Origin of the sequence: Spiroplasma endosymbiont of 'Nebria riversi' (genome assembly GCF_018831625.1) — a bacterium.
Lineage (GTDB): Bacteria > Bacillota_I > Bacilli_A > Mycoplasmatales > Nriv7 > Nriv7.
In genome coordinates this window covers 270,409-292,885 of record NZ_CP065193.1, presented here as the reverse complement: position 1 = coordinate 292,885, position 22,477 = coordinate 270,409, and the positions used below count along the sequence as shown (strand labels likewise).

General features: G+C 26.8%; 26 protein-coding genes and 1 pseudogene. 12 read left to right on the top strand and 15 right to left on the bottom strand.

Going from position 1 to position 22,477, the window contains the following annotated elements; translation table 4 throughout:
- Positions 1-167 precede the first annotated feature (167 nt).
- The 10 genes and pseudogenes from I5Q57_RS01990 to I5Q57_RS01945 all read left to right on the top strand — a co-directional run bounded on the left by I5Q57_RS01990 (position 168) and on the right by I5Q57_RS01945 (position 10,952).
- Positions 168-1,250 carry an Mbov_0401 family ICE element transposase-like protein gene (locus tag I5Q57_RS01990; RefSeq protein WP_215826570.1) on the top strand — a complete coding sequence of 361 codons (1,083 nt, stop codon included), beginning with the start codon at positions 168-170 and terminating at the stop codon, positions 1,248-1,250.
- Positions 1,251-1,825: 575 nt separating this feature from the next.
- Positions 1,826-3,697 carry a tRNA uridine-5-carboxymethylaminomethyl(34) synthesis enzyme MnmG gene (mnmG, locus tag I5Q57_RS01985; RefSeq protein WP_215826569.1) on the top strand — a complete coding sequence of 624 codons (1,872 nt, stop codon included), beginning with the start codon at positions 1,826-1,828 and terminating at the stop codon, positions 3,695-3,697.
- A 27-nt stretch (positions 3,698-3,724) separates the two neighbouring features.
- On the top strand, positions 3,725-4,867 hold the full coding sequence (locus I5Q57_RS01980; RefSeq protein ID WP_215826568.1) for a hypothetical protein: 1,143 nt from the start codon (positions 3,725-3,727) through the stop codon (positions 4,865-4,867).
- Positions 4,867-6,537: an ATP-binding cassette domain-containing protein gene (locus I5Q57_RS01975; RefSeq protein WP_215826567.1), complete on the top strand. Its 1,671-nt coding sequence runs from the start codon at positions 4,867-4,869 to the stop codon at positions 6,535-6,537. Before I5Q57_RS01980 ends, I5Q57_RS01975 begins: the two co-directional genes overlap by 1 nt.
- Before the next feature lie 2 nt (positions 6,538-6,539).
- Entirely contained in the window at positions 6,540-7,667 is a 1,128-nt protein-coding gene (locus I5Q57_RS01970; protein ID WP_215826566.1) for an ABC transporter permease subunit, read from the top strand.
- Between the two features lie 2 nt (positions 7,668-7,669).
- Positions 7,670-8,563, top strand: a complete 894-nt coding sequence (locus I5Q57_RS01965; RefSeq protein ID WP_215826565.1) for an ABC transporter permease subunit — start codon at positions 7,670-7,672, stop codon at positions 8,561-8,563.
- A 1-nt stretch (position 8,564) separates the two neighbouring features.
- Positions 8,565-9,251, top strand: coding sequence for a 16S rRNA (guanine(527)-N(7))-methyltransferase RsmG (rsmG, locus tag I5Q57_RS01960; RefSeq protein WP_215826564.1), 687 nt, complete (start codon positions 8,565-8,567; stop codon positions 9,249-9,251).
- A gap of 231 nt (positions 9,252-9,482) precedes the next feature.
- Positions 9,483-10,590 (top strand): annotated as a pseudogene (locus I5Q57_RS01955) (IS3 family transposase).
- Positions 10,575-10,754, top strand: coding sequence for a hypothetical protein (locus tag I5Q57_RS01950; protein WP_215826563.1), 180 nt, complete (start codon positions 10,575-10,577; stop codon positions 10,752-10,754). Before I5Q57_RS01955 ends, I5Q57_RS01950 begins: the two are co-directional and overlap by 16 nt.
- 57 nt (positions 10,755-10,811) lie before the next feature.
- Positions 10,812-10,952 (top strand): hypothetical protein, encoded by a 141-nt coding sequence (locus tag I5Q57_RS01945; RefSeq protein WP_215826562.1) that lies wholly within the window; start codon positions 10,812-10,814, stop codon positions 10,950-10,952.
- Positions 10,953-11,082: 130 nt separating this feature from the next.
- Here I5Q57_RS01945 and I5Q57_RS01940 read toward each other — a convergent pair whose 3' ends face one another.
- Together I5Q57_RS01940 and metG are read right to left on the bottom strand one after the other, a co-directional pair.
- Positions 11,083-11,325: a hypothetical protein gene (locus tag I5Q57_RS01940; protein ID WP_215826561.1), complete on the bottom strand. Its 243-nt coding sequence runs from the start codon at positions 11,323-11,325 to the stop codon at positions 11,083-11,085.
- A gap of 28 nt (positions 11,326-11,353) precedes the next feature.
- Entirely contained in the window at positions 11,354-12,898 is a 1,545-nt protein-coding gene (gene metG / locus I5Q57_RS01935) for a methionine--tRNA ligase (protein ID WP_215826560.1), read from the bottom strand.
- 92 nt (positions 12,899-12,990) lie between these two features.
- Between metG and tpx the strand changes: the two genes are divergently transcribed.
- Positions 12,991-13,479, top strand: coding sequence for a thiol peroxidase (gene tpx / locus I5Q57_RS01930; protein ID WP_215826559.1), 489 nt, complete (start codon positions 12,991-12,993; stop codon positions 13,477-13,479).
- Positions 13,480-13,548: 69 nt separating this feature from the next.
- Here the strand turns inward: tpx and I5Q57_RS01925 are convergent, their stop codons facing one another.
- Positions 13,549-13,719: a hypothetical protein gene (locus tag I5Q57_RS01925; protein ID WP_215826558.1), complete on the bottom strand. Its 171-nt coding sequence runs from the start codon at positions 13,717-13,719 to the stop codon at positions 13,549-13,551.
- Between the two features lie 204 nt (positions 13,720-13,923).
- Between I5Q57_RS01925 and I5Q57_RS01920 the strand changes: the two genes are divergently transcribed.
- A complete protein-coding gene (locus I5Q57_RS01920; protein ID WP_215826557.1) occupies positions 13,924-14,883 on the top strand; it encodes an IS1/IS1595 family N-terminal zinc-binding domain-containing protein in 960 nt (319 codons plus the stop codon).
- 128 nt (positions 14,884-15,011) lie between these two features.
- On the opposite strand, the gene I5Q57_RS01915 is transcribed toward I5Q57_RS01920, so the two are convergent.
- The 12 genes from I5Q57_RS01915 to I5Q57_RS01865 form a co-directional block, all read right to left on the bottom strand.
- Positions 15,012-16,385 carry a hypothetical protein gene (locus I5Q57_RS01915; RefSeq protein WP_215826556.1) on the bottom strand — a complete coding sequence of 458 codons (1,374 nt, stop codon included), beginning with the start codon at positions 16,383-16,385 and terminating at the stop codon, positions 15,012-15,014.
- A 275-nt stretch (positions 16,386-16,660) separates the two neighbouring features.
- Complete coding sequence (locus tag I5Q57_RS01910) at positions 16,661-16,912, bottom strand: hypothetical protein (protein ID WP_215826555.1); 252 nt, start codon at positions 16,910-16,912, stop codon at positions 16,661-16,663.
- 35 nt (positions 16,913-16,947) lie between these two features.
- Positions 16,948-17,214: a hypothetical protein gene (locus tag I5Q57_RS01905; RefSeq protein ID WP_215826554.1), complete on the bottom strand. Its 267-nt coding sequence runs from the start codon at positions 17,212-17,214 to the stop codon at positions 16,948-16,950.
- Positions 17,215-17,253: 39 nt separating this feature from the next.
- Positions 17,254-17,460, bottom strand: a complete 207-nt coding sequence (locus I5Q57_RS01900) for a hypothetical protein (RefSeq protein ID WP_215826553.1) — start codon at positions 17,458-17,460, stop codon at positions 17,254-17,256.
- A 120-nt stretch (positions 17,461-17,580) separates the two neighbouring features.
- Positions 17,581-18,156 carry a hypothetical protein gene (locus I5Q57_RS01895; RefSeq protein ID WP_215826552.1) on the bottom strand — a complete coding sequence of 192 codons (576 nt, stop codon included), beginning with the start codon at positions 18,154-18,156 and terminating at the stop codon, positions 17,581-17,583.
- Positions 18,156-18,296, bottom strand: coding sequence for a hypothetical protein (locus I5Q57_RS01890; RefSeq protein WP_215826551.1), 141 nt, complete (start codon positions 18,294-18,296; stop codon positions 18,156-18,158). The genes I5Q57_RS01895 and I5Q57_RS01890 overlap by 1 nt, the downstream gene beginning before the upstream one ends.
- Before the next feature lie 130 nt (positions 18,297-18,426).
- On the bottom strand, positions 18,427-18,561 hold the full coding sequence (locus I5Q57_RS09580; protein ID WP_256444904.1) for a hypothetical protein: 135 nt from the start codon (positions 18,559-18,561) through the stop codon (positions 18,427-18,429).
- 77 nt (positions 18,562-18,638) lie between these two features.
- Positions 18,639-19,862 carry a hypothetical protein gene (locus I5Q57_RS01885; protein WP_215826550.1) on the bottom strand — a complete coding sequence of 408 codons (1,224 nt, stop codon included), beginning with the start codon at positions 19,860-19,862 and terminating at the stop codon, positions 18,639-18,641.
- A 42-nt stretch (positions 19,863-19,904) separates the two neighbouring features.
- Entirely contained in the window at positions 19,905-20,105 is a 201-nt protein-coding gene (locus tag I5Q57_RS01880) for a hypothetical protein (RefSeq protein ID WP_215826549.1), read from the bottom strand.
- A 3-nt stretch (positions 20,106-20,108) separates the two neighbouring features.
- The gene (locus I5Q57_RS01875; RefSeq protein WP_215826548.1) at positions 20,109-21,236 is read right to left on the bottom strand and encodes a hypothetical protein; all 1,128 of its coding nucleotides are present in this window, start codon (positions 21,234-21,236) and stop codon (positions 20,109-20,111) included.
- A 250-nt stretch (positions 21,237-21,486) separates the two neighbouring features.
- Positions 21,487-21,756 carry a hypothetical protein gene (locus tag I5Q57_RS01870; protein WP_215826547.1) on the bottom strand — a complete coding sequence of 90 codons (270 nt, stop codon included), beginning with the start codon at positions 21,754-21,756 and terminating at the stop codon, positions 21,487-21,489.
- Between the two features lie 43 nt (positions 21,757-21,799).
- A complete protein-coding gene (locus I5Q57_RS01865; RefSeq protein ID WP_215826546.1) occupies positions 21,800-22,429 on the bottom strand; it encodes a hypothetical protein in 630 nt (209 codons plus the stop codon).
- Positions 22,430-22,477 lie beyond the last annotated feature (48 nt).

The following is a 22,477-nucleotide window of genomic DNA, read 5'->3' as shown; positions in this document are numbered from 1 at the left end:
TTAGAGTCTAATTAATACAAATTGATTATAACTTATTAAATAAGAATTTTTATCATTTTTTCAGGTTATTGAATAATAATTCTAGAAAAAAAATTATCATTAAAACAGAAAAATAAACTAACGAAATTTAACTTTGTTAAAATTACTATCTAGAAAGGCGATTTTTTATGTTAGAAATTAATAATAATGTAAAAACCTTAGAAAACAAGCATTGATTTAGTTTATTTACAACCCATAAAAATATGTACACTAATAAATGTGAACAATTAGCTAATGAATATGAAAAATTAGATGAATACTTATATAAATATCATTATAGGTTAAAACAAGATTATAAAGTAGTTCGTTTTGCATCAAGAACAATTATTACAATTTTTGGTGATGTTACTTTTAAACGACGCCGATATAAATATTGAAATCAAAAATCAGGTAAATTTGAATATGTATGTTTATTAGATAAAGAAATTGGTATTTTACCTAAACAACGCATTTATTTTGATGTCCAATTTAAAGTTTTAAGTCTTTTAGGTGATGGTAAGCGCTATCGTGATGTTTTAGATGCTCTAAATCATTGTTATATTTCAAAAGCTAGTATTTCAAGTATTTTAAATAAATACGATATTGCTGAATATTTTCAACTCGCAGAAAAAGAAACTAAAACTAGAATTGATGTTAAAAATAAGGATTTATATATTCAACTAGATGAGACATTTTTAGCGACATTAGATCAGAAAGTTAAACAAGACCAGAGAATTCGTTTGGTTACTTTTCATACCGGACATAAAGAAAAAAATTATAAAAATGCTCGTAGAGAATTAGAAAACAAACGAGGTCATTTTCTAATGTTAAAAGTTGGTAAACGAATAAATACAATGGATTATCGTGATTTATTAATTAAGGAATTACAAAAACATTATGTAAATATTAATTACGACAGAATAATTGTTTGTGGTGATGGTGATACTTGAATTAGAGAAATTGCCAATAGTTTTGGTAATGTTAGATATATTTTAGATGGTTATCATGCTATTAAAAAATTAAAACAAACTGCATTTAATATTATTTTTGAAAATCGCAAAGTAACACTAAATAGTTGAATTAAATTATATAAGGATGGCAATCATCAAGAATTAATCAAAAACATTCGTAATGTTGCTAAAAATGAATTAAATAAATATATTAAAAAAAATTTAAGGAAAGCGAGTAATATTTCAGTAATAATAAGCATGGCATTCATCATTAAAATTTAGAATGAAATATCGGTTGTATCATTGAAAGTGATGTATCTCATTTAGTAAAACAACAATTAGGATATGGGGCAAAAATATATAATCATAAGAATTTAAATAACCTATTACATCTAAGAATAGCAAATTTAAACAAATTAAATGTACTACATTACATTAATTAAAATATTAATTCAGAAATAGAAATCAGAAAAGAAATATATAAAAATTCATTATGAATTAAATATAATAATAAAAATGATGATAGTTGAATTAATTATAAAGGTAATGCTGTAACAAATAAATATAATAAATTTAAGTAAGTAAAAATATTAGTTAAAATTTAATAAAATTAATAATTTTTGTTGTGTAAAAATTCAATAATATGATAAAATGAAAAAGAATAAAAATGACAATAACAAGAAAGGCAGGGTTAGTTTAGTAATTAAATAATATAATTAGCTGATTGTTTTACTTATTCAAAACAATACCTAAGAAAACTAAACGCGACCTGTAAAAAAGTCTTGTTTTTATTTGGGAGACAAATAAGATATAATTTAAGGGAAATAAATTAAAAGGTATTAAAGTAGGTGATTTAAATGGCATATGATGTAATTGTTATTGGCGGGGGACACGCTGGGGCGGAAGCAGCTTTAGCTTGTGCACGGTTGAAACATAAGACACTGATGGTTACTCTTGATCCGACAAAGATTGCGAGTATGCCTTGTAATCCATCAATTGGTGGTCCAGCTAAGGGAATTGTTGTTAGAGAAATTGATGCTTTAGGTGGTGAAATGGCTAAAGCTGCGGATAAAACAGCATTACAAATGAAACTATTAAATAGTTCACGCGGACCAGCAGTGTGAGCATTAAGAACGCAATCGGATAAGATTGCATATAGTAAATATATGTATGATGTCATTAGGCAACAAGATAATTTAACGGTACTATCAGCAATAGTAAATGAGTTATTAATAGAAAATCATACTGTTAAGGGTATTATATTAAATGACGGCACAATAATTAAAGCTAAAAAAGTTATTTTAACAACAGGTACTTATATGGAAGCTAAAGTTTTACAAGGGTATAGTGTTAAACAGGAAGGTCCTGATGGACAAAAAGGTTCTTATGGAATATCAAAACAATTATCACAATTAGGATTTAAAGTTATACGCTTAAAAACCGGAACACCACCACGAGTTCATAAAGATAGTATTGATTACAGTAAAATGCAATTAGAATTAGGAACTGATTTACCATTAGCATTTTCTTTTTCTACAAAGGAGTTTGTTCCTTTAAAAAAACAAGTTCCTTGTTGACTTATTTATACTAATGAAAATACCCATCAAATTATTAATGAAAATTTAAAGGCATCAGCAATGTATCGCGCTATCCCCACTAGTGTTGGACCAAGATATTGCCCAAGTATTGAAGATAAGGTTGTTAGATTTGTTGATAAATCACGACATCAAATTTTTTTAGAACCAGAATCAGTTGCTTTAGAAACAATTTATGTTCAAGGGTTTTCTACATCAATGCCGATTGATATTCAAGATCGGATGTTAAGAACTTTGCCGGGATTAGAAAATGTTCAAGTTCTTAAATGAGCTTATGCCATTGAATATGATGCTATTGATCCTTTACAACTAAAACCGACCTTAGAAACCAAAATAATTAAAAATTTATTTAGTGCTGGACAAATTAATGGTACTAGTGGTTATGAAGAAGCTGCTTGTCAAGGATTAATGGCAGCGATTAATGTTCATTGTCAATTAGTGAATAAGGCACCATTTATTTTAAGAAGAGATGAAGCGTATATTGGCGTTTTAATTGATGACTTAGTTACTAAAGGAGTATCGGAACCTTATCGGTTATTAACTTCACGAGCTGAACATCGGATTTTTTTAAGAAATGATAATGCTGAAGATCGTTTAAAACAATATGCTTATGATATTGGTTTAGTAAGTAGGGTAGAGTGAGATGAATATCAAAAGCAATGTCAATTACAAAATATTGTTGAAAATGAATTAAGAGTAACACGATTTACACCTAATTCAACAATTCAAAAGGCATTACAAGAAAGTAATTTCTCATTGTTAACTGCTGGTATTAGTGCGTGAGATTTACTAAAACGACCAGAAATATCATTGAATTTCTTAGTACCTTATATCACTAGTATTAATTTATTAAATCAAAATCAAAAAACTAATTGTGAAATTAAAAATAAATTTAGTGGTTATTTAATTCGTCATCAAAAGCAAATTACGCGAAAAATTAAATTAGAAAAAAAACAAATTCCGCAAGATATTAACTATGATTTTGTTGCTAATATTGCTATTGAAGCCAAAGAAAAATTAAAGTTAGTGCAACCGCTAACGGTCGCTCAAGCTTCACGAATTTCGGGAGTTAATCCCGCCGATATTGTATCATTGTTATTTCATTTACGAAAAAAATATCCACAAACTAGTTAATAATTAGTTTGTTAAGGTGGGAATAAAGTGGATAAAATCTTTAAATTAATAAATAGTATTAATATCGCCAGTATCTTTGCTCTTCCCATTTTTGGTTGTAGTCGTCCTGTTACTGATCAAGCAGTTATTTTTGCTAATCACCCATTAAGTATTTATGATAATACAACAACAAAAAACTTTTATAATTCATCAATTGATATTTTAGATAATTATTGGATTATTGATAATTTTTCTGATAAGACGACGCAATTGTTATTTTGACAAAATATATTGAATGTGCATACTAAAAATAAAACAAAATATTTTATTGCTTTAAATCATAATTTTGCTAATAATATTCCTAATTTAACAAAAGAGTTAGAAAAGTCGGTTGCTACGGGTAATAAAATTATTACCTTAGATTATGATTATGTTCATAATTCTGTTAGTAATAAAATTGTTAATTTAGTTGAAATTAAATTTGATGTTTTGACAATGGGTTATAATTTAGGATATCAATCAGGGATTTATATGTTAAAAAATCGTCAAGATTTTACAATTATTGATAATAAAATTCAAGTTAGTGCTGTTGAATATTTAAATGATCAATTAGCACAACGATTAACTTTTGGTTTTCTACAAGGACTATATCAAGCGCAAATTGATAGTAAGCAAGATGGTGGTTATGAGTTTAATTTTGTTGATTGACAAACATCAATTGATAATCGTGATCCTTTAATTAGCTCTGATTGGAATCGTAATAATATGTATAATACTGCAAAAGCATTATTAGAAAATCATCAAGTTAGTTTAATTTTTGATCCGTTGTTATTATATAGTAATAATTTAGTAAAAGCTTTTATTGATAATAATGATAATTTAAAAAAACATTATTTTGTTAGTGTTGATATTATGAATAAAGAAAAATATCATATTAAACCCAAAAATTATTTACTTGCTAGTATTAATCGTAATTTTACAGTTATATTATCTAAAATTTATCATTCTGAGGAAATAAAACCACAGTTATTAACTGATTGAAATCTCGTTAGTGATATTATTGTTGATATTCAAGATATTAAATTTTCTCATCAACAATTTGATAATAATAAATTTGTGTGAAAGCCTTTGCAATGTAATGTTATTAATGCTCCATTATCACAACATTTTTGTAAAGAAGGAACTAGCTAATGTCATCACCTTTAATTGAATTTAATAATGTTTATAAACAATATCAAGATAATTTAGTTTTAAATAATATTACTTTAAAGGTAAATTCTGGTGAAATTTATGCCTTAGTTGGTGATAATGGGGCTGGTAAAACAACTTGCGTGCGTTTATTAGCTGGTTTGGAAAATCCCACCAATGGTGTGATTAAAGTTGCTAATAAACGCATCGGACAGTTTTTTACTCCTAACTATCAAATTAGTTATGCTGGACAAGATACTTACTTTATTCCTGATTTTAGTGTTCGTCAAAATATAGTTTTGGGAAATGAACCACAATTTTTGAAAATATTTATTAATTGAGGAAAAACTGAAGATAAAATTGAAAAATTAATGCGGAAGTATAAAATTTATGTTGATTTAAATAAACAGTTTGGGATTCTTTCATTATCAGAACAAAGAAAGGTGTCATTACTAAGAGCTTTGTACCAAAAACCACGAATTTTAGTTTTAGATGAGCCAACAGTTGGTTTACCGTTGGAACAAGAAGAAGAGTTTTTACCAATTTTTAAATCTTTTATTAAAGATAAAATTACAGTAATTTTTTCAACACGAAGTAAAGAATTTGCTAAAGCAGTGTCAAATCATTATTCATTATTAAATAAAGGTCGGATTGTGTGGACAAAGCATAATAAAAATGTTTTAAAAGTAAAGAAAATTCAACATAAATATTGAACAACAATGATTGACCATAAAAAAGTTTCTTTAAAAAAAAGAGAATTAGTGTTATATGCTGAAGATATTAGTTTTAATAAACGCAATTATCCAAAATTAGAAGGCATTGATTTAATTTTACAAGTTGGTGAAATTTTAGGAGTTTATGATCGCACAAATATTAGTAGTTCCTTAATTGGGGATATAATTTCAGGAAAAACTAAATCACCAACAGTAAGAATATTTTTTAAAAATAATAGTATTAATAAAAAGAATCAGGCTTATCGTTATAAATTAGGCATTGATTTAGTACCAGAAAATTTTTTACAAGATGCAACTATTGATAGTTATTCTTTAATTGATAATTTTATTTTATGGCATCATAATAATCCTAAATATTTAAATGCTGGAGTTTTAAGGCGTGATGATATTTGATTTAAATTAAAAAAGATTTTACAAAATTATCAAATGCCTGATTTTATTAATGGTAATAGTATTGCCAATACTTTATCTAATGGCGAATTACAAAAATTTGTTTTAGCAAGGACGCTAGAAACGAACCCGAAAGTTGTTATTTTAGTTAACCCGTTAATGCATTTAGATAATGATTCAGCAAAATTGATTATTAATCGTATTATCGCCTTACAAAAAAAAGGCGTAGCATTTCTTTTAATTGATTGTGATTCGCACCTTTTAGAATTATTAGCTAATCGGGTGACAGTTATTCAAAATGGGAGAATGGTTGCTACCCTAGAACGGGATGATATTAAAAGTAATGTTTTAAATAATCCGCTGATTCTTTCTAAAAAACGCGAAGATTTGATTGATAAACATATTCAAATTACTAAAAGTGAATTAAAATATAAAAGTATTTCTCGAAAATTTTTATTGTGGCAAAAAATTATTAATAAAATTACAATAGTTAAAGATAAAATTGTGCAAGTAATAGCGACAATTAAAATAAGGATTACTGGTGGTTAAAAATGAATATTATAAGAAATTTTTGAACTAACAAAAAATTAAAAGCAGCAACGGTGGTTTCATTAACAGTAGTTTTGCTTTTTGCCTTATCGGCAATAATCTTTACGCTTTTTAAAGTTAGTTCTTTGAAAGCATATGATATATTATTTTTAATGCCTTTTAATGATATTAATCATTTTCATAATTTTGTAAATTCATTTTCATATTTGCTATTAGCATCATTAGCTTCGTTAGTAGCATTTCGGTTTCGAATTTATAATCTTGGAGTTATTGGGCAAATGATTATTGGGGCAACAATAACATTTATTACTTCACGATTATTAAGTGCTGTTGGCATTACTAATAAATTTACAACAATGTTATTAATTTTAGTATCAATTATTGTGGGGGCATTGTATGCTCTCATTGCTGGTTTTTTTAAAACTTATTTTAAGATTAATGAAATGGCATCAACTTTGTTGCTTAATATTATTGCTTTTAATATTTATTATCATTTACCAGAATGAAGTCAATATAATGATGGTATTATTAATAATAATGCTTCTTTAATAATTAAATTAAGTATGACGGTTTATCTCTCCATTACAATTTTTATTGCTTTGTTTATTTATGGTTTTGTAACGATTTTATTAGATCGTCGCGTGTTTGGTTTTTGTTTAGAATTAACGGTTGCTAATGCTGAGGCGGCGCAATATGCAAGATTAAATCCTAACGCTAAGCAATTAATTATTATGACAATTTCAGGAGCAATTGCTGGAATCGCGGGCTATACTTATTTTGTCGCTAATCTAAATAAATTGGGAAGATTAAGTTCAACAATGTTACAAGAATTTGATAATTTGTTGATTCCTTTATGAGCATTTAATTCGCGCATTGGGGTTTTGTTGCTTAGTATTTTAGTTGGTTTAATTCGTTCGCAAACTCAATTTCTTTCCTTGACATCATTTGATTATGAAATCATTGATATTATTTTTTCATTTTGTATTACCATTTCTGTTTTAGTAAGTTATATTATTTTATGAAAACAAGAACCAAAGTTTTTAATTAATTTTAGAATGCGGGAGGCGTTAGTAAACCAACGACCTGATGTTAATGATGCAACTAATATAATTAATAAGGGGCGACGATAATTATGAATATTGTTAATATTTTTATTAGTAGTTTATCATTATCGGCACCATTACTATTCGCAGCTATGGGATGTTTAATAATGCAAAAAGCGGGGATTTTAAATTTTGGTGTTGATGGCGTAATGATTTTAGGGCAGTTATCGTATGCAATTGTGGTTAAACAATATTTATTTCTTGGTGATAATATTTGTTTTTTAGGTTTTTTTTTAGCATTTGTTATTGGTATGGGATTAGGTTTAATTCACTCGGTATTAACGGTTTCTTTAAAAACTAATCAGTTTCTTGTTTCATTTATTTGAAATTATTTGGCTTTAGGTTTGAGTTCGCTAATTTTAATATTTAATTATGGACAAAGAACATTAGATGCTAATGAAATTTTTATTGCTCCAATATTTATCGGATATCCGTTATCTTTAGTTTTTATTTTTAATGTTATTTTAATATTAGTTGTTTCTTCTTTTTTCTTTTTAACGCGAATGGGGTTATATTTTAAAGCAGCTGGAAAAAATGCTGTTGTTTTAACTTTAAGTCAAATAAATGTTGTTAAAATTCGTTATTTAGCAGTTATTGTTGGCTTTGGTTTAATAGCATTAGGTGGTGCATTTTTTACAAACCAAAAAGGCACTTTCGATGTTAGTGTTGATAATATCGGATTAATTGCTTTTGCGATTGTGGCATTAAGTCAATGAGCATTATTTCGCAGCGTATTTTTTACTTATTTAGTAACAGTTTTACTTGAATTTAGTGGATTTTTACGACAAGATAGTAATAAGTGATGATGGACAATATTACCTTATGTTTTACAATTATTAATTGCGCCACTATTTGCATTATATGAAAAAAATGATCGGATGCCAAAAATGTTAAATATGCCGTATACGAAGAAAAAAAGTTAAGATGTTAGTTAGTTTATTAAAGAAAATAAATATTGTTTGTTCTAATGAACAAATAAAACAATTAGAAAAATATTTTGAATTATTGCAACAATGAAATGAGAAAATGAATCTTACAACAATAATTAGTAAAGAAGAGGTTTATCAAAAACATTTTCTTGATTCATTGTTATTAACAAAAAATGTTGTTTTAGAACAACAACTCATATGTGATGTTGGTACGGGAGCCGGATTTCCAGGAATCGTTATTAAGATTTTATTTCCGAAGGTTAAATTATTTCTTGTTGAAGCAATTACTAAAAAGTGTTTATTTTTACAAGCAGTAGTTGAAAACTTATTTTTAAAAGATGTAACAATTATTAATAATCGTGTTGAAAATATTGCGATTCAATATCGTGATTTTTTTGATATTGTTACTGTCAGAGCTGTTGCTCAGTTGAATATGTTATTAGAATTATGTATGCCAATTGTAAAAGTTAAAGGAATGTTTATTGCTTTAAAATCAGAAACTAATCAAGAATTATTTAATAGTCAAAATGCTTTAAAAGTTTTAAATACAAAGTTAATATCTACTTATAGTAGTAATTGAAATTTTTTAGGTAAAAGAACAATTTTATATTTTATTAAGCAAAAAGCGATTGATAAATTATATCCGCGAGATTTTGCTAAAATAAAACGGTGACCATTATAATTTTTTTTAATTTTGTAGAAAACTCTTGATATTTATTGAATATACTTAATTTTAGGTATATTTTTAATATGATAGAGGTGGATAATAATTGTGGAAAAAATAATTCAAGAAATAGTAAATACTTTAACAGATGATCAATTTTTAGAATTTTGGATAGGTTACAATAAGTTGGGCCATATTTATGTGGGCTTTCAAATAAAATAAAATTATTAAGAAAGTAGGAAGATAAAAATGGGCAAAAACTCATATTCAAATGAATTTAAAAAACAAATTGTCACGCTTTATCAAAACGGAAAAAGCATTGTTGAAATTATTAAAGAATACGGAATTTCAAAATCAGCCATATATCAGTGAATTGAAAATTTTAATAATTTTGGGTCATTTAAAGTGCAAGATAATCGCACTGTCGAAGAAAATGAATTAATTTACTTGCGAAAAAAAACCAACAATTACGAATGGAAAATGACATTTTAAAGCAAGCAGCACTGATAATTGGCAAAAAATAGGGATTATTAACAATAATAAAGAAAGATACTCCGTGCTAAAAATGTGTCAAATATTAAAAATAGCAAAATCAATATATTATTATCAAACTAATAACTGTGTTAAGTATGATGTTAATAATTATGAAGAAGAAGTTATCAGTACATTTAATAAAAGTCGTAAAATTTATGGTGCTCGTAAAATTAAAGCTGTTTTAATGAGAAAAGATATTATCTTATCATGTCGAAAAATCAGATTCCTTATGATCAAAAATAATTTGGTTTCTAAATACACCAAATTAAAATATCGTAATCATAAAACAATGGTTAATAATGACCAAATTAGTAATGTTTTAAATCGTCAATTTAATAACAAAAAACCTAATGAAGTTGTTGTTAGTGATTTAACATATGTGCAAGTTGGAGGAAAATGACATTATATTTTTTTATTAATTGACTTGTTTAATCGAGAAATAATTGGCTATAGTGCCGGACCAAACAAAACCGCTGAACTAGTTCAACAAGCTTTTCATAAAATAACACGACCATTAAATAAAATAACTTTATTTCATAATGATCGTGGTAATGAGTTCAAAAATAAAATCATTGATAAAATTTTAATAACCTTTAATATTAAAAGATCATTGAATGCGAAGGGTTGTCCTTATGACAATGCTGTGGCCGAAACAACTTACAAAACTTTTAAAATGGAATTTATAAAGGGTAAAAAATTTGAAAATTTAACACAATTAAAATGCGAATTATTTGATTTTGTTAATTGATATAATAATCGTAGAATACATGGCAGTTTAAATTATTTAACGCCTGTTGAATTTAGAAAATGACAGTCTACATAAAAAGTGTCCAAAAAAGGGTTGCCATACCAATTGATAGTTTTTATACTAAAAATATTCGGATTGCGGAAAAGAAAAATAATCTTAAAGAAGTTAAGAAATTAAGAAATATTTGAAAAAGTGATTGAAAAGTTACTAAATTAGAAATTGATTTGCAAAATCGCTAAGAAAAAAATAAAATTAATCTTTTACAAAAAGAAGGAATATGATATAAGTATCAGTTATTGTATGATACAAGAAATGATGTTTATGAGGCAAAACAAGAATTAAAACAAATTAGAAAACAAGAGCGCATTAAATTAATAAAAATTTCGCAAGATTTACAATCATTAATGAGTAAATTAAATGCTGACTCATATTTTTAAATCAAGTAATCGGCGCCATTGCTGTCGCCACAAAAGGGAGCGTCATTGTCATATATGTTATAAAAGTAATAGAAATATATAATGAGATGACAATTAAACCCCCTTGTCTTAAAATTAGTGGTTTATCACTTTAAAAGTGATAAATTGCTGCTAATAAAAATCACACAAAAACAATAATATTACTTTGAATTGTAAAATAAATAAAATATTGACCTTGAAAACCCGTATAAGAAAAAGGCTCATCAATACTTCGCACTCAAATTTTAGTTATTAAATGTTCAACATAATCAAAAATTAAAACTGATAATGTAAAGATGGCAATTACGATTTCATAAATGAACCATCATTTATTAGAATCTTTAGTAATTTTCATAAAATATCCCCCTTTAAATTAAAAATAATTAACTATTATTTATTCGCGGAAATAATATTTGTTTCAAATTAATTTTAACATTATCTAAGTCTTGAAAATTAGTTAAATTTGTAAAATTTAACTTTTCGTAATTAATATTTAATTGTTGAAAAATAACAATACTTTTTGTTACTAAAACAGGTTGTAATAAATACGCACTTACTTTTAAAACTTGTAATAAATTATTAATAACTTTATTTAAATTAACATCATGATTAGTAAATAATATTCAAGGAGTTCTTTCTTCAATGTGCTTATTAGCATAATGTAATAATTCAATTACTGCTTTAACAGCATCATTAATTAAATATTGATCCATTTTTGCTTCATAACTTTCAATCGTTAAATGAATGTGTTGTTCTAATACCTTATCTAAATCATTAGTACTAGGAACATACTGCGGAATAACATTATTAAAATATTTTTCGGTCATTGTCATTGTTCTTGATAATAAATTACCTAAATTATTAACTAAATTACTATTATAAGAATCAATTAATAATTGTAAGCTATAATTACTATCTCTGGTAATATGTAAATCATTAACAAGAAAAAATCGTAAAGCATCACTGCCATACTCATTAATTAATTGTAATGGATTAATACTATTATCTTTTGATTTTGACATTTTATCATCATTCATTGTTATTCACGAATGACTAATTAATTTATTAGGTAAACGAATATTTAATGCCATTAATAGGATTGGTCAATAAATAGCATGAAATCTAGTAATTTCTTTACCTAAAAATTGCACAACCTCACTATTTTCGCCTCAATATTTATTAAATTCACTATTATCTGATGAAAGATAACCTAATGAACTTAAATAATTGCTTAAAGCATCAATTCAAACATAAATTATATGTTTGGAATTTTCTTTAACCGGAACCCCTCAATTAAAACTTGTTCTTGTAACACTTAAATCTTGAAGTCCCGGACTTAAAAAATTATTAATCATTTCATTCATTCGTGATTCGGGATAAATAAAGTCAGGATGTTGATGATAATAAGCTAACAATTGTTCTTGATACTTTGAAACTTTAAAAAAATAACTTTCTTCTTGTAAAAATTTTAATTGTTGATTACATAATAAATGCAACTTATCACGAGAAATTTGTGATTTAGTAACAAATTCTTCACAAGCAATACAATATCAGCCTTCATATTGATCTAAGTAAATATCTCCCCGGGCTAATAACTGATTAAAGATTTTTTCAACAACAATAGTATGTTCTTGACTACTAGTTCTAATAAATTTAGAATAATCAATGTGTAAGGCTGTTCATAGATCTTTAAACTTATTAACGATGCCATCAACAAATTCTTGAGGGGTAATATTTGCTAATTGTGCCGCCTTAGCAATTTTTTGTCCGTGTTCGTCACTACCAGTAGTAAAAAATACTTCATAACCTTGTTGTTTCTTATAACGCGCTAAAATATCACTTAAAACTGTTGTATACGCATGTCCTAAGTGCAATTCATTATTCGGATAATATATTGGCGTCGAAACATAAAAATATTTTGGTTGCATAACTTCATCCTTTATCAAATTATTTATATTATATATTATATTACATCATTTCTTTATATAATTAAATTATACATACCCTAAGGAGGACTAATATGGAAGTAAAAATGAAAGGAAAACCTTTACAATTAATTAAAGAACCAATTAAAATTGGTGAAACTCTTGATTTTATCGCCACTAATCTTAATATGTCAGACTTTAAAATAACTGATATCGTCAATAAAAAGAAAGTAATCTCAGTTGTCCCCAGTGTTGATACTAGCACTTGTTTAACCCAAACTAAACATATTAACGAAAATATTAGTAAACTAGAAAATATGCAACTAATTACAATTTCAAGAGACCTACCCTTCGCCCAAAATAAAGCTTGTGAAAGTTTTAAAGACAATAATCACATCCTTATATCTGATTACAAATACCGTGATTTCGGCATTAAAACTTGTTTAGTAATCCAAAAACTAGAACTTCTAGCAAGAACCTTATTAGTATTAGATGAAAATAACATCGTTATCTATATTGATATTAACGAAGAAACATCAGTGGAACCGAATTATGATAAACTATGAGACTTTTTAAACAAATAATCACATATGTTAAAAACACACTTTATACAAAGTGTGTTTTATTTATTTTATTATTAATTTATATAAGTTTTATATATGTAAAAGTCCTTCTAAATATAAACTTAATGAAACTTCATCTAAACTACCAACTTTAACAGTTAAATCAAGATCTTTTTCACCAAAAAAAGAAGTTAATTTATTATTTTTTGAAATTGGTGTTCCATCCTCAATAATTACTTGATCATAGTTTAATTTTCCCAAATATTTTTGTAATTGTTATTTTAAAAGAGCAATAGCTTCGCTCCTTGAGTTTATAAGTTCTTTCAAACCTTAGTTATAGCGAATTTTTTAAAAATTTTTAACTAAAGTTAAAATTTCTTTTTAATTTTGTAGAAAACTCTTGATATTTATTGAATATACTTAATTTTAGGTATATTTTTAATATGATAGAGGTGGATAATAATTATGGAAAAAATAATTCAAGAACTAGTAAATACTTTAACAGATGATCAATTTTTAGAATTTTATGAAAAAGTCAAACAACAAGCAGAATTAATAAAAAAACAAAAACGTTTAAATGAAATTGATCAAAAATTTAGAGCACAAGGCATTAAATGCCCTAAATGTGAATCTTACCATTGTGTTAAAAATGGACATAATTCAGAAGGAAAACAAAAATATTTATGTAAAAATTGCTGTGCAAGTTTTGACGCTTCTCGTAATCATTTTATTTATTGAAGTCATTTAAATTATGAACAATGAAATTTATTGATTCAAATTTCATTGCCGGGGCAATCTAGTAAAACAATTTCTCGTTTTATTAAAACTACATTAAAAACTGCTTGATATAATCGTCAAAAATTAATGAAATCAAAACAATTAGAAAATACCCAATTAAAATTTAAAAAATTATCTGGTAAAATCCAAATCGATGAAACATTTATTAAAGAAATTCATAAAAGAAATTTCAAACATAAAACTGATCCACGAAGAATTCACCTTGACCCATTCGCAACTAATACTAAATGTTGTATTCAAATGGCAGTTGATAATAATAACAATATTTATGTTAAATCCACAAACACCAAACGTTTACAAAAACAATGAGTTATTGAAAATATGAACAAAGAATTAATTAACCAAAATTCAATTATTACTTCTGATATGCAAAAATTATATTTTTTAGTAGCAAAACAAACAAATTCTACTTTATGTGTAACTAAAACAACAATTAATCCTGAAGCTAGTTATCGTAACTTAAATAAAATCAGTAAATTACAATCTAGTCTTAAAGAAGCCTTAATTCATTATCATGGTTTAGGTTTTACTAATATTCAAAATTATTTAAATCTCTGAAAATGAAAATACCAACATAAGGGTTTAATTCCAAACCAACAAACAGCGGTATTATATTTTAATATATAAAAAATTAAAGTAAAAATAGTAATTTTACATAAAAGCCTTTTAAAATTATCAAGTTGATGATTTTTTTTATTTTATCAAGAGTTTTCTACAAAATTAAAAGATAATTCCAATCGCTTAAAATTAATTATTTATTTTTCTAAAAAAAATTTACATTGCTTAGTAATGTCAAGCTTATTTATTTCTTCAAACCACCTAAAATTACTTAATAACGCCTCTAATCCCTTTCCATAAATATTCATAACATTGTTCAGATTTGATTTACTTATAAGTAGTCTTGTAAAATTTTTACCATAATTACCATCTGCAAGTTTTATATCTTTTGGCAGTAAACTTGGAATATCGTTTGGTTCTAAACTTTTTACTAATGATAGCCAGTTATATTGATTATCATTCAATTTGAATAACTGATTTTGTGAGATATCGTTATTAACTAATTTAGTTATGTTATTTTCAAAAACAAAATATTGAGATTTTAAGACAACTGTAACATCCTTAAATTTATATAAACCATCTTCTAAAATTGGTTGAGATGCCAATTTAAAATAGTAAGGTAACAATAATTTGTAATCATCATTAAATCCTGTATTAATTCATAATTCCGAAAAAATATATTCAGAAAGCATCATCACAATTTGCTTAAATATTTGTACCGATGGATGATTTACTAATTTTGGATTTTCAAATTTTCAATCTTCAAATAAGTTTGTAATAACCGTTTCCGGTTTTTGACCAGCAAATTTTTCTTCTTTTAACTTTGCAACATCATTTTTCGGATGACCATATAATATGCCATTATCTTTGTTGTCATAATATTTTGCGTGTTTAAAATTAGTACGATAATTATATGTATAATCTAACATGTCTAATAATACTTTTTGTAAGCTATCAATTCTAAATATTTCCTTAAATTCTAACTCCACTCTATCATAATCCTTGGTTAGATTGTATGAAGTAGTATCAGTACACCACGGATAATTACCGGCTGGAATACCATCTAATGTTGTTGCTTCATTAAAATCAATATTTTCTTTCAATAATGAACCTAAAGAACAACTATTACCACTAATTGTTGGAAAATACTTTTGTGTATTCTTAGTAACTTTCATTAATGTTACTCTTGCATCAATAAAAACTTTCCTCCGTGTTTTGGTACCACCGCCAATCGCGATTAAACCCAAAACACTTTTCTCATTAAAAAATTGCTTCGCTTTTTCTCAAGATAAAACTTGACTAGACATTCATTGTTGCAATATTCTAACTTTTGGTTCATTTTCAATCGGCATTGATAGCATTGGTAACATAACCTTGTCATTTTCTATAAATAATCGCGGATAACCTTCCAAACCGTTTACTTCACCAATTAATTTAATATTTCTAAATAAAACTTGCCGTGGAAATTTAATAGTAATTGCTTTAACCTTTTTATCTTCAGGCAATTGTTTTTGAATACGCACGATAATGGGATTAGAACCACGAACTTTAAAATCTTGCGCCCGTACCAAAACCGTTTCCCTGGTTACCTTAATTGATTTTTGAGCATAGCGTTAGGTGTAAGAATTTATAATATACAATTCACCCAAATTATTTTCGTTCGCCGGTTCACCAACGGAAACAACATGAAGATTAAATTTTCCGTATAAAATTTCATCTTGAAAAATTATAGTCTTAGCATCAACCATAGTATACTCCACACTGTTATCTTGAATATTAGTAGCATTGCGGGCATCTAATTCTAAATTAAAGTCACTAACTTCATAAGCAATCGTTTTTTTAACTTCTAAAGGGTCAATAAAGCCAATTTTAACAACATTGGGAGAAAAAAGTATAAATTAGGTTTATTTGTGTTTTTAATCAGGTTATTTAAAGGGTAAATATATAATTCGCGTTTTCTTGTTTCATTATAAATTGTATGCAAGTCAGGGTCTGCTTGTTCGGTGTAATTTGCAAAGTCCAGTGGAGTATTATCAATTGCATAATCACGATATTTTGTTTCATTTTCTTGACTTGGTTTAGTTTTTCAATCCGCCATTTTCTTGTCCTTTCATATCAATATTATTAATTTTTTTACCAATTGTGGTTGGTTACATTTAAATTGACTTTGATTGTCATTTTTTCAAGTTCTTTTGAAATAAAATTGTTACCATTCAAGTCGCGGTCAAATTTAAGTAGTAAGTAAATAAAGTTTGCACGGGCTTCTTTTCGTAATAATATTTTTTGCTCAAGCATATTGTTATTTTGAATATTAACCGCCGAACTTTCTTGACGAGTTTTTTGAGCCCCTTTATGAATTGCAGGTACATGCACCCCAATCCGTTTATTAATCTCGGTCACATTTCAATCATATAAATAAGTTAATTCTTTTCCTCTAAATTAACCATTAATAGTAGAAAAGGGTATTGGATTTTGGGCTTGATCATAATTCATGACTAAAACATGATTTTTAATAAAATCATCAATAATATTATTTACATTTTTTTGAACATTACCAACAAGTGAATTTGTATTAATAAGAAACCTTGTGGCATTTAAAATCGCATCTAGAATACTTTGTTCATAAAAAATATCTAAAGCTTTCAATTTATCTTCAACACCAGCGATGTCAGCACGCTCACTTGGTAAATTAGAAAAAATTGCAATTGGTATGTAGTTAATTTCTAAAACTTGGTTAATATTTAATTTTTCATTATTGCGTTGTTTTTAAAAATCATTAACTTTTATTATTGTTTGTTCCAATTCGGAAGTGCCATTATTGTCGATAATTTTTTTGGTGCTTAGTTCATAAATTTCACGCGTAATTTTTACTTTGCTGTTTTCTAATTGGTAAGTTTCGTACATGCGTAAATTAAGATTATTTTTCTTATAGTCGTCGTAAAAAATTGTACATTGAATTAAATTTCCCAACACATCATATTCTCGCTCTGCTACTCGTATGGGTTGAAAGTTCATAATTCCTTGATTTAAAAAAATTAGAAATGCAGAAACACCAATATTGCTAGCTCGTTTCTCATTAATCCAGTTTTTACTTTGAAAATTATTTTTATAAAGTCGTGTTATTATTTTTGTTGATAAATCTTGTTGACTAATATTAATTTCCAATTTTTTAGGCGTTAATGCATTAGCCATAGTGTCAGAGACATAAGATTTATAATAATCTTCATGACCGAAAGGGGCAAAACCATACATTCGTAAAATTGATTTTTCCATTTCGCGTTTTTTAACTAAAACATTATCATCTTTGTCACTAAATCATTTCTTAGTAAACAGTAATGGCATTATTTACTTTCCAATTCTTCAACTTGTTTTTTTAAAATTTCAATTTTTTCAGAAATTAATTTCCCCAAAGGCACAAGCCCTAGAGTAATAAAGCTTAAAAAGTAAATTAACATTTTTAATCAAAATAATTTTTTAGGCATTATTTTTAGCTCCTCGTTTTGGTTTATTAATATTAATATCGTTTTTATTAGCATTATTATTTTTGATAGCAATAACCATATCAATCTTATTATTTATAATCATTAATTTGGTATCAATTTTATTTAACGCTTATTTATTTTCTTGCTCCATTTTTTTCGCCTCCTTTTTTGTTTTTAAAGCTGAGATTATTCCCATAATGCCAGCGGTCCTACCCAAACCACCAATAATTGCTGTAAAAACACTCGCTACTGTTTCTGAATTCATATAACACTTTCTCCTTTTTTTATTTAAGATTACGATTAAAAAAGTTAGACTTAACTTTTTTAATCTCTATATCTAATTTATTCAATTTTCGCACCTAATCCAACATAAATATGTGCTATTAAACTAGTATTTTGTGGGCGAGTTTCTAAAATATTAGTTTCATTTTTTTCTGTATTTGCCTTTAAAAAAAGATGTAAATATTGAGACACAACTGTAGGTCAATCATTAAAACCGCTTTTACTTCGAAAAATACAACCATAAGAATCTCCGTTATCTACAGTTACAAAATGAAGGCGATTTAAAGCTCTAAAATTATTTTCTGAATTTTGGAAAACAAAAGAAGAATTTGGTTTTTCAAAGTCAGGAATTATGTTAATGGGATGCGTATGTTGAACAACATTTGAATTTTCCGAAATTAAAGGATCATTTGTTTTGTTTCTAATAAAATCTCCTTCTTTTAATGCTGGCGTTTGAATTTTACTGCCATCAGAAAGAGTAACCGTATAACTTTCAGTTCTAAGAACAAATCAACCGTATTCAATATCCCTAACCCTACCAAATCAAGCAATTGTACCAATAAAAGAATTTTGCAATAATTTAAAATTATTTGTTAATATATTAATTTTTTTTTGTAATTTTGCCGAAAAATCAGCAGTTGTAGCATGCGTATAATCTCCCTCTTGAGGATTAGGTTGTAAAGCGTTTGGCGGTAAAGTACCAATCTGTTTTGGGAAAGACACCGTTAAAGTTTCTGTTTCATGTTCATAATCAGAACTTGCATATTCTTCAATAACTAAATTAGTTATGAGGCCTCTAAGATTAGGATTTTGTGGACATGTGTAATCTTGACAGCGACTTTGAAAAAATTTTAATTGTTTTTTTAAAGTAAAATTATCATTAAGTCTGCCCCCTACAATTCTATCTACTTTCTCATCATGAACGGCTTTGCTTAATTTAATATCAGTTTCAATCCTTTCAGCATATTCTTGATTAATAGCATCAATTCGTTCATTTTTTTCATTTTCTAATAGCTTATCAACAACAAATTTACTGTAATACAAACCTAAATAAATCATATTAGCATCAACTGTATTTTCATCATTATAAGGAATTAAGAAATTTTTTAATTCTGTAAAATTATCTAATGCTGTAACTCTTTGCGGAATCATATCTTGAGTATTATTTGCTAGAGTAGAGGCAATATAACTTGTACTAGAAGTATTCAAATTATTTGTTGCATCAACAAAAAATTCAACCGGAACTCTGTTAAACACTCAATGCTCAATCAAAATATAAATCATGTCCATAACGGTTTCTTTAATTTCATCAGGAAAAGTAGTAAATTATCACTTGTTAAAGATAAAGTCAAGATACATGTTGCAATCATTTTGAGACCTTAAAGCGAAAGTTTTAAATCAATCATCAAAATTAGTAAAATTTAAATCTTTATATTTAGATGCTATACCATCTAAGATTCCAGTAAGTGGTTTGATAGTATGATAACCATTAATGGTTATATTTGGTCAAAGTTCTTTTAAGAGCATTTTTTATCACTTCCGATTTAGTTTTTTATTGATAGTAGTAATTTTTTTAGTTATTTGTTTTTGGATCATATTTTTGGCATTAATTTTCAAATTAATATTTTTGTTTTTAACAAGCGGTCTAACAATGCGTTTTTTAACATTTCGTCCAACAATTCCCTTACCTAAAACACTATCAACGGCTCAATTAACATAGTTGTCTTTATTAAAAACTTGATTAAAATTTTTTTTAACTTTAAATAAATTTCCTTCTTTATAACGGTCATAAGTTATTTTTAAAAACGGAGTTAAAACTCGATATAACTTTATGCTATTGATGTAAAATTCTTGAACATTTGCTGGTAAAAATGGCATTAAAGATAATATGTTACCTTTAGTTTTACCTCAACCAATTGCTCAACCACTTTCATACATATAAAATTTAAAAGGACTAGATGAAGTTATTAATTGTTGTAATTTTAAGGGAGTAGTAATTATTGGTCCTATTGGTGGATATTCAGGATTTTGGTAGTAAATTGTAATCGCAATATCTGTTATTATTCCTGTTGGTTTAACTTTGACTGCAAAAAAGACATCAGATATTAATGGTAATAAAGTACCATCGGTAATTATTTTCTTTTGCACTCTTGAAATAATGTTCTTAAAATTTTTATATTCTTGAATTTTGGTTGTAGTCTTTAATTGTATCTCTTTAATCGTTTTTCTTACAGGCTCAAACACTTTATTTAAACCTTTTTGAATTTGATATGTGGGTGACAATTTCTGTAATTTTTTTGAGTTTTCCATAATTTTATTAAATCTTTTAAGAAATTGAGAACGAAAAACATTTTCTGCTCGTAAAGTATTTAGTGATAATAATGTACCTTGACGCATTCCTGATTTTTGCATTTGGGTAATTAAATTAAATCAGTTTTCTGTTAGCATTTTTGAAATTTCATTAATGTTTGTTCCGTAACGATTTAAAAATTGATTACCTCATTTTTCTTTAAATATCCTTGTTTTAGTCATGAGATTAGGATTAATTTTTCTTAGTAATGTTTCCATTTCCAAAAGTTGACCTAATGTTGTTACATTTGCACTTTTATAATTCTTAACAAATTGTTTTCGTGCCAAAAATCCTAAATGATTAAGCATAATTTCTTTAGTTGGTTTTTTGGTATAGTCAAATCAAGTTTTATATTTTTCAAGAATAATTTTTTTATTATGAACCTGCGAAATAATCTGCTCTAAATTATTAGCCGTTGTTATTCCTAAGTGATTAATAATTTTATTTTCTTTCGCTAGATTAAAAAACTTTGTTGTTTTATAAGCTCTTGATATCTTACTAATTTCACCAATAGCTGGCGTTAAATTAAGTAAAGTGCTTATTGTATTACTTTGTTCTTTATAAATATCATAATACTTGATTAATTGTAAAATCAGTTACAACACGAACACTTGAAGCAATTAATTGGGATGTTAAATTTGATAATCCGGCACTTAGAGAAAATTTTAGCGACAGACCAGCAGTAAATTTTGCTAATAAAATACCAATGACTTGCACACCTACAAATTTTAATAATTCCAGTAAAAAATCATTTTCTTGTTTTTGGGGCATTTGCATAGTTTTAATAACTCTCAACTGCAAAGCAGTTATATTAGTTCCGATGGGCATAATCTAAAAAAGGCTACCTATCTAATATAGCCTAATTTCCTTTTTAATCATCTTTTTGACCTTGGTCTCCACCTGGGTCTGGTGTTGATTTATGATAATGAACCATTTTGGCTACAGCAACTTTACCAGTAAAAAATTCTCGTTCATCGATATAAACTTGTCCCATATATTTTTCGTCTGTATGCACACCTACATTCATAGGTAAATCAATACCTGTAAATGTCGCATATGCCAAAGTATTAACTCATATCATATTAACATTTTCGGGCAAGCGAGATTTGGGCACTTCAATAGTTATACAACCATTAACAACACCGACAACTCCGTTAACCATACCTAGCACGCCATCAGGAGAAGTGGTTACCGATTTCGCATAAGTAGTTTCGGTCACTACATCAGCCGTCGCGAGCAAGAAACCACTTGTCCACTCATTTTCAGAATTGACAACAGCAATTCTCATTTTTGCCATTTCTTCAAGAATTGTGTTTTTAGTAATCGGTTTTGCGGTTGCAATTGTTGTACCACCAGCCACTAATTGTTCAGCATCGTATTTGTCATAAATTTCAGCCATTTGTTGGCGAAGACGAATAATCTTACTTTCAATGAATTGCGGACCTACTGCTTTACTCTCTAAACGCCCTATACGTTCTTGAATATCAATTACCTTGTCCAAGGTAGCTTCTATTTTTTTTATCGTTGCATAGTTAGATTTGGAACCAGT